3 protein-coding genes are annotated in these 2957 nt (G+C 62.9%); all 3 read left to right on the top strand.

Annotation, left to right across the window (positions count from 1 at the left end; all coding sequences use genetic code 11):
* Positions 1 to 703 (top strand): lytic transglycosylase domain-containing protein (locus tag JOZ76_RS01700; protein ID WP_366113747.1); only part of this gene is annotated, 703 nt, incomplete at its 5' end.
* A gap of 243 nt (positions 704 to 946) precedes the next feature.
* Entirely contained in the window at positions 947 to 2674 is a 1728-nt protein-coding gene (locus JOZ76_RS01695) for a relaxase/mobilization nuclease domain-containing protein (protein WP_291696902.1), read from the top strand.
* A gap of 92 nt (positions 2675 to 2766) precedes the next feature.
* Positions 2767 to 2957 (top strand): hypothetical protein (locus JOZ76_RS01690; RefSeq protein ID WP_291696901.1); only part of this gene is annotated, 191 nt, incomplete at its 3' end.

Raw genomic sequence — 2957 nt, 5'->3', positions numbered from 1 at the left:
TACAGTCACGGCATTGGTGTGCCCGATCGCGCCTTTACCCTTCTTCGAGGGAGTTGCATGTGCACAGAACGCCTCGCGCGGGGAACCCGCCGATCGGCTTGCCGAGTTCATCGCCGAAGCGTCTGAGCGTTTTGTCGTTCCGGCGTGCTGGATTCGCGCCGTCATGCAAATAGAAAGCGGAGGCGACGAGCGTGCGACGTCGCCTCGGGGCGCAATAGGACTGATGCAAATCATGCCCAGAACCTGGGCAGAACTCACTGCTCGCTATGGGCTCGGCAACAACCCATTTGACGCGCACGCCAACATCCTCGCCGGCGCCGCGTACCTCAAGGAAATGCGCGACCGATTCGGGCCGGAGGGCTTCCTTGCAGCCTACCACGCCGGTCCATTGCGCTATGAGCAGCATCTCGCGGCCGGACGACCGCTCCCGACAGAGACCTTGGCCTACGTCGCTGCGGTTTCGTCGTTGCTCGGACCTGCGCAAAATGAACGCGTCGCTTTCCGCAGCAGATCTGCCGTTCCTTGGCGGCAATCCCCACTGTTTATCACACCCGTAAAGCCTGAGTTGGCTGACGATGCGTCTGCACCAGATGTGCAGCGAACGTTGCAGCCGAGCGATCGGGTAACGGTCGGCTCTTCGACGCTCGCTCCGCTTCCGACCGATCTGTTCGTCCGTCAATCAAACGAGGAGCAGTCGCGATGACCGGAATTGCATTTTGTCGGATCCTGTCGGGCGTCCTTGAATGTGAAAAGCCTGGAGAATGGGTGCTGGGGAGCAGCGACCGACGAGGGCAGGATAAAAGCCGCAAGGTGCGGCCGGTCGGTGGGGTGAGACAAACAGGGTCAAATTCAGGCTCGCCTCAAACATTGCGAAAGTCTCATGCAACCTGCGATTCGTGGCAATGCGCCGTCGTAACTCAGCTTTCGACACCTTGCGATGGACACAATGAGTAAAAATGACGAGTTTCGCGTTCGCCCAGGCCGGATCCGTTCGACGCGCGCGCCCAGGACAAAATCGTTTCTGGCGCAGGCGCTCCAAGCCGCACAGAAGGCTGGCGGTCTTTCCAGGGGAGGCGGCAGCACCAGGTCCAGGTTTGGCCGCGGGCGCACCGCGAGCCTTGCCGCGACACGGTTCCTCAACAACCACGGCCGCGGCGCCATGGTCAAGGCGCGTGTCGTGCGCCGGGCGCCTTCGCCCGGTAGCCTAAGGGCCCATATCGGTTATCTTAAGCGCGACGGCGTAACCCGTGATGGATCGCCGGGGAAACTGTTCGACGCTGCCGGCGATGACGCGGACGGCCGCGCCTTCGCTGAGCGCTGCGAAGGCGATCGGCACCATTTTCGGTTCATTGTCTCACCGGATGATGCCGGCGAGCTTGAAAGCTTGAGGAGCTTTACCCGCGAGCTCATGGATCAGGCTTCACGTGATCTCGGCACAAAGCTCGACTGGGTCGCCGTGGACCATTGGAACACCGAGCATCCCCATATCCATATCCTCGTGCGCGGCCGCGCCGACGATGGTACCGACCTTGTCATCAGTCGCGATTATATCGCAGCCGGCTTGCGTACCCGTGCTGGTGATCTTCTCACCCGAGAGCTCGGCCCGCGATCAGAGCTTGAGGTTCGGCGCGGTCTTGAGGCGGAGGTCACGGCCGAACGCTGGACACGCCTCGATCGGGCGCTGGCCCGGGAAGCGGGAAGGGCGGAGGGGGTTGTCGACCTGCGGCCGGAGCGCGATGCCGGGCACAACCCGCTAAGGGACATCCAAATTGGTCGGATGCGGACCCTCGAGCGGCTTGGGCTCGCTGAGCCAGCCGGCCCCGCGCGTTGGGTCCTTGCCGTTGACCCGGAGCAGCGCCTGCGTGCGCTTGGGGAACGCGGGGACATCATCAAACGGCTGCATAGGGCGATCGCAAAGGATGGCGCATCTCGCGCGCCGTCGTCCTGGGCGCTCGAAGGCGAACGCCATGGCGAGCCCGTGATCGGCCGCCTTATCGCCCGCGGGTTGGATGACGAACTTAGGGGCTCAGCATTCGCCGTTGTCGACGGCATCGACGGACGCGTTCATCATCTCAAGCTTCCCGACATCGAATCGGCCAGTGATGGGCCGATCGGCGGTATTGTTGAGCTGCGCCGTTTCGAGGATACGAGGGGCCGGCAGCGGATCGCGCTCGCGGTCCGCTCGGATCTTAACCTCGAACAGCAAGTGGCAGCGGAAGGCGCGACCTGGCTCGACCGGCGGCTAGTCGCCCGCGAAGGTGTCGAGCTTTCACGCGCGGGTTTCGGTGCCGAGGTTCGTACCGCGCTTGATCGGCGGATCGATACCTTGGCAGAGCAGGGCCTGGCACGCCGCGAGGGAGATAAGGTCACGATCGGGCGTAACCTGGTAGGTACGTTGCGCAGCCGCGAACTCGACGCGGTCGGACGGCGTCTTGCCTCGGAAACCGGGCAGGCGCATCTGTCTGCTGAAACAGGGGACCGCGTCTCAGGGGTTTATCGCCAGCGACTGTCGCTTGCCTCTGGCCGCTTCGCGATGATCGACAACGGCTTGGGCTTTCAGCTCGTGCCCTGGACACCGTCCCTTGAGCGCGAACTGGGCAGGCAAGTGAATGGCATCGCTAGTCCCAGCGGCGTTGACTGGAGTTTTGGACGCAAGCGCGACCTTTCGCTCTGATCTGCCGATCTCTGCGCTACCTTGCGCCATACCACGACGACGGGAGGATTGCCGTTGCACTTTGCGCCTACTGGTGCGCACTAACTCTGGTCATGTCAGGAACCAAGATACTTTGGGGCCAACTGCTGTGCGCCTCCATCGTCGTGCTCGCCTTCCTCTGGACGGCGACCGAGTGGACGGCCTGGCGTCTGGCGTTTCAGCCGCAGCTTGGGCCTCCCTGGTTCACGATCGGAGGCTGGTCGATTTATCGGCCGCTCGCTTTTTTCGTCTGGTGGTTCAAGTT

It is taken from the genome of Bradyrhizobium sp. (genome assembly GCF_019244115.1).
In the GTDB taxonomy this organism is placed as follows: Bacteria; Pseudomonadota; Alphaproteobacteria; order Rhizobiales; family Xanthobacteraceae; genus Bradyrhizobium.
Note: the sequence above shows the minus strand (reverse complement) of the source record. Positions and strands in the feature narration are given on the sequence as shown.